The organism is Bergeriella denitrificans NBRC 102155 (assembly GCF_001592185.1).
In the GTDB taxonomy this organism is placed as follows: Bacteria; Pseudomonadota; Gammaproteobacteria; order Burkholderiales; family Neisseriaceae; genus Neisseria; species Neisseria denitrificans.
Window position 1 is genome coordinate 1 of sequence record NZ_BCWL01000222.1, and the last position, 3101, is coordinate 3101.

Here is a 3101-nt window from a genome sequence, read left to right on the forward strand (position 1 = left end):
TAGTCGAAGAATATAGAATGAGACAAGGCGGCAAGATGCCGAAAAAAAGCCGTCTGAAAACGAATTTTCAGACGGCTTTTTGTTCATAAGGGTCATACTTAGGCTTCGTCGGCCTTATAGCCCTGTACGGCAAAGAATACGATGTAAACGTAGCAGATGGCGGATACCACGAAGGACACCATCAGGCCGTAAGTATCGGCTGCCCAGCCTTGAATCACCGGCACAATCGCGCCGCCGACAATTGCGGTACACACCACGCCGGAGGCGGTGCTGGTGAATTTGCCCAAGCCTTTGGTGGCCAGCGAGAAGATGGTCGGGAACATGATGGCGTTGAAAAAGCCGATGGCCAGCAGCGACCAGATGGCTACGTCGGCATCGGTCGCCAAAATGGCAACCAGCAGCAGCGCAACGGCGGCGGTGGCGTTAAAGGCCAGGTATTTGTTGGGTGCGATTTTGGACATGGCGGCCGAGCCGAGGAAGCGGCCGATCATCGCGCCGCCCCAGTAAACCGACAGCAGCTTCGCGCCGGCGGCGTGGTCGAGGCCTTTGAGCTCGCCCATGACGTTTACCAGCAGCGAGCCGATGGATACTTCTGCGCCGACGTAGCAGAAAATGGCCGCTGCGCCGAAGACCAGATGTTTGTATTGCCATACGCTGGTTTTACCGTCGTGGTTGTGTTCGGTTTCCGCATGAGCGATTTTGCGCGCGTCCGGCAGCTTAATCATTTTCACGACCACGGCCAGAATAATCAGCAAGCCGGCCAAGCCCAAATAGGGGATTTGCACGGAAGAAATCTGCTCGGCTTTGCTGGCAGACTGGGTGGCGTCGGCCAAAATCAGGAAGGCGCCGATTTGCGGGGCGATGGTCGTACCCAAAGAGTTGAATGCCTGAGCCAGCGTCAGGGTGGCGGATTCTTTGCCGGGCTTAGAGAGCAGGGTCACATACGGGTTGCCCGCCACCTGCATCAGGGTCACGCCAGAAGCCAGGATAAACAGTGCGCCCAGGAAAATGGCGTAAGAGTGGCTGCCCGCAGCGGGGTAAAACAGGATGCAGCCTACGGCAGTCAGCAAAAAGCCGCCGATGACGCCGTTTTTATAGCCGATTTTTTCCACCAGATGGCCCATGGGAATCGACATGATGGCATAGGCGGTAAAGAAGCAGAACTGAATCAGCATCGCCTGCACATAAGTGAGGTCGAAAATGGCTTTCAGGTGCGGAATCAGGATGTCGTTCATGCAGGTAATGAAACCCATCATGAAAAACAGCGAGCTTAATACCACCAGCGCGGAGCTGTGGTTTTGCTGTTGGGTAGTTTGGGACATGAAGCGCCTTTCTATAGTCATTGAACGCAGAATGATACGGCCTTGCCGCAGCTTGCGGCCTTGTCTCATTCTTGTGTTCTTCGACCATACTTTAATTTATTGCAAATCAAACAATGTGCTTAACTGACGTTAACGCAAACATTTGCCATGATACTGATATTCGGCGTTTTTGCAAGATATAAAATTACAGGCGGAAAGCGCCGCTGCGGACGCAATCGGGCGGGAAATACGGCAGCGCGGGCAAGCGGCGGCGGGTAGGGAAGCGCAGAGTATGTAATTTTCAAACAGTTTGGTTGATGCATCGCAATATCCGCCGACGCGCCGTTTTCAGACGGCCTTTGCGGCCTTAAATCAGCTGCGAAACCGAATAAATCACCAGTCCGACCAGGCCGCCGACCAGCGTGCCGTTGATGCGGATATACTGCAAATCGCGGCCGACGCTTAATTCCAGCTTTTCCACCATCTCGTCGCTGTCCCAGCTTTTGACTTTGTCGGCCACAAACTGCGCTGCGCGGTCGCGGTAGCGCGTAACCAATGCACGCGCCGCCAGCGCGATACGGACATCGACGCGGCGCATAAACTGCGGATAAGCCGCTGCTTGTGCCAGCATATGGTCCAGCAGCTTGTGCAGCTGCGCTTCAATCAGGGAAGGTTGGCGGGCAAGGTCTTCTTCCGCCCATTCCGGCAGGCCGCGCCAGGTGTTTTCCAAGACGCGCAGCAGCTCGGGCGACGCGGCGATATGCCGTTTGGCCGCTTCCAAACGCTTGTGCCAGGCTTTTGAAGTCGCCAAACGCTCGGCCAGTAAATCGTATTGATCGTCGAAGCGGCGGCGTAGGACGCTGTCGCCGCCCGCTGCGGCGGCTTCCAGATAGCTCTCTGCCCATTCCAGCGCTTTGGCGGCAGCCCAATCGTCCACTTTTTCCACCAGCGTGCTTTTCATCGCTGCTTTGAGTTTGTCCCACGCACTGGGCGCATCGCCTTCGATTTTCGCCGCCCACTCGCGCAGATGCTGCTCCAGCATGTCGCGCGTATCGGGCTGCTGCAGCCAGCGGCGCAGTTGCTGGATTAAACTGTTGAAAAATGCCTCGCGCAGACCGTGGGCTTTAAGCAGCCGCAAGCCGTCGGCCAGCGCCCGGCCGATTTTTTCGCCGGTGTAGCGTTGCGACAGCATCATGGCGGCAAAACGCGCCGCCTGCTCGGGTTTGGCGGTCGCCAGCAGCATCGGCAGACGGCGTGCCGCCGCAGGCAGCCAGCGGCGGCGCATATCGTCGCCGGCCAAAGCGGCCAGCAGTTTTTCAGACGACTTCATGCGGTAAACGCGCAAAGCAATCGGTTTTTCCTGCAGAAAATGGTGGCCGATAAAGCGCCCCAGCTCCTCCGCAATCCGCGCCTGCTTGCGCGGCAGAATGGCCGTGTGCGGAATGGGCAGGCCGAAAGGCCGTCTGAATAATGCGGTTACGGCAAACCAGTCGGCCAGCGCACCGACCATGGCCGCTTCGGCAAAGGCTTTGACATAGCCCAACCAAGCGTAGTGCGGGCGGTAATAAGCGGCAACGGCAAACAGCAGCGCAGCCGCCAGCAAAAGGCCGCCGGCCAGGCGGCGGGCGGTACGCAGACGCCGGCGGGCTTCGCGGGCGCGGGCTTCGGAAGATAAAGTGTGCATGGCGGGTTTCGATACCGGAGCGGGGAAGGGCTGTTATTAAAAAGCATGATTAGCTGCTGCCGCCGATTGATGTCATGGATACAGCTTACGGCGGGCAGCCTGTGTTGCCCGACTAT

The 3101-nt window shown here is 57.7% G+C and carries 2 protein-coding genes; both read right to left on the reverse strand.

The genetic code is table 11. From position 1 onward, the window contains the following. Positions 1-98 precede the first annotated feature (98 nt). On the reverse strand, positions 99-1322 hold the full coding sequence (locus tag BDE01S_RS09430; protein WP_082790461.1) for a sugar MFS transporter: 1224 nt from the start codon (positions 1320-1322) through the stop codon (positions 99-101). Positions 1323-1668: 346 nt separating this feature from the next. Next, positions 1669-2985 carry a DUF445 domain-containing protein gene (locus BDE01S_RS09435; RefSeq protein WP_066080737.1) on the reverse strand — a complete coding sequence of 439 codons (1317 nt, stop codon included), beginning with the start codon at positions 2983-2985 and terminating at the stop codon, positions 1669-1671. Positions 2986-3101: the final 116 nt, after the last annotated feature.

Coding starts and splice junctions, on each gene's coding strand:
- BDE01S_RS09430 (WP_082790461.1), bottom strand. CDS start 1,322: ATGTCCCAAACTACCCAACAGCAAAACCACAGCTCCGCGCTGGTGGTA.
- BDE01S_RS09435 (WP_066080737.1), bottom strand. CDS start 2,985: ATGCACACTTTATCTTCCGAAGCCCGCGCCCGCGAAGCCCGCCGGCGT.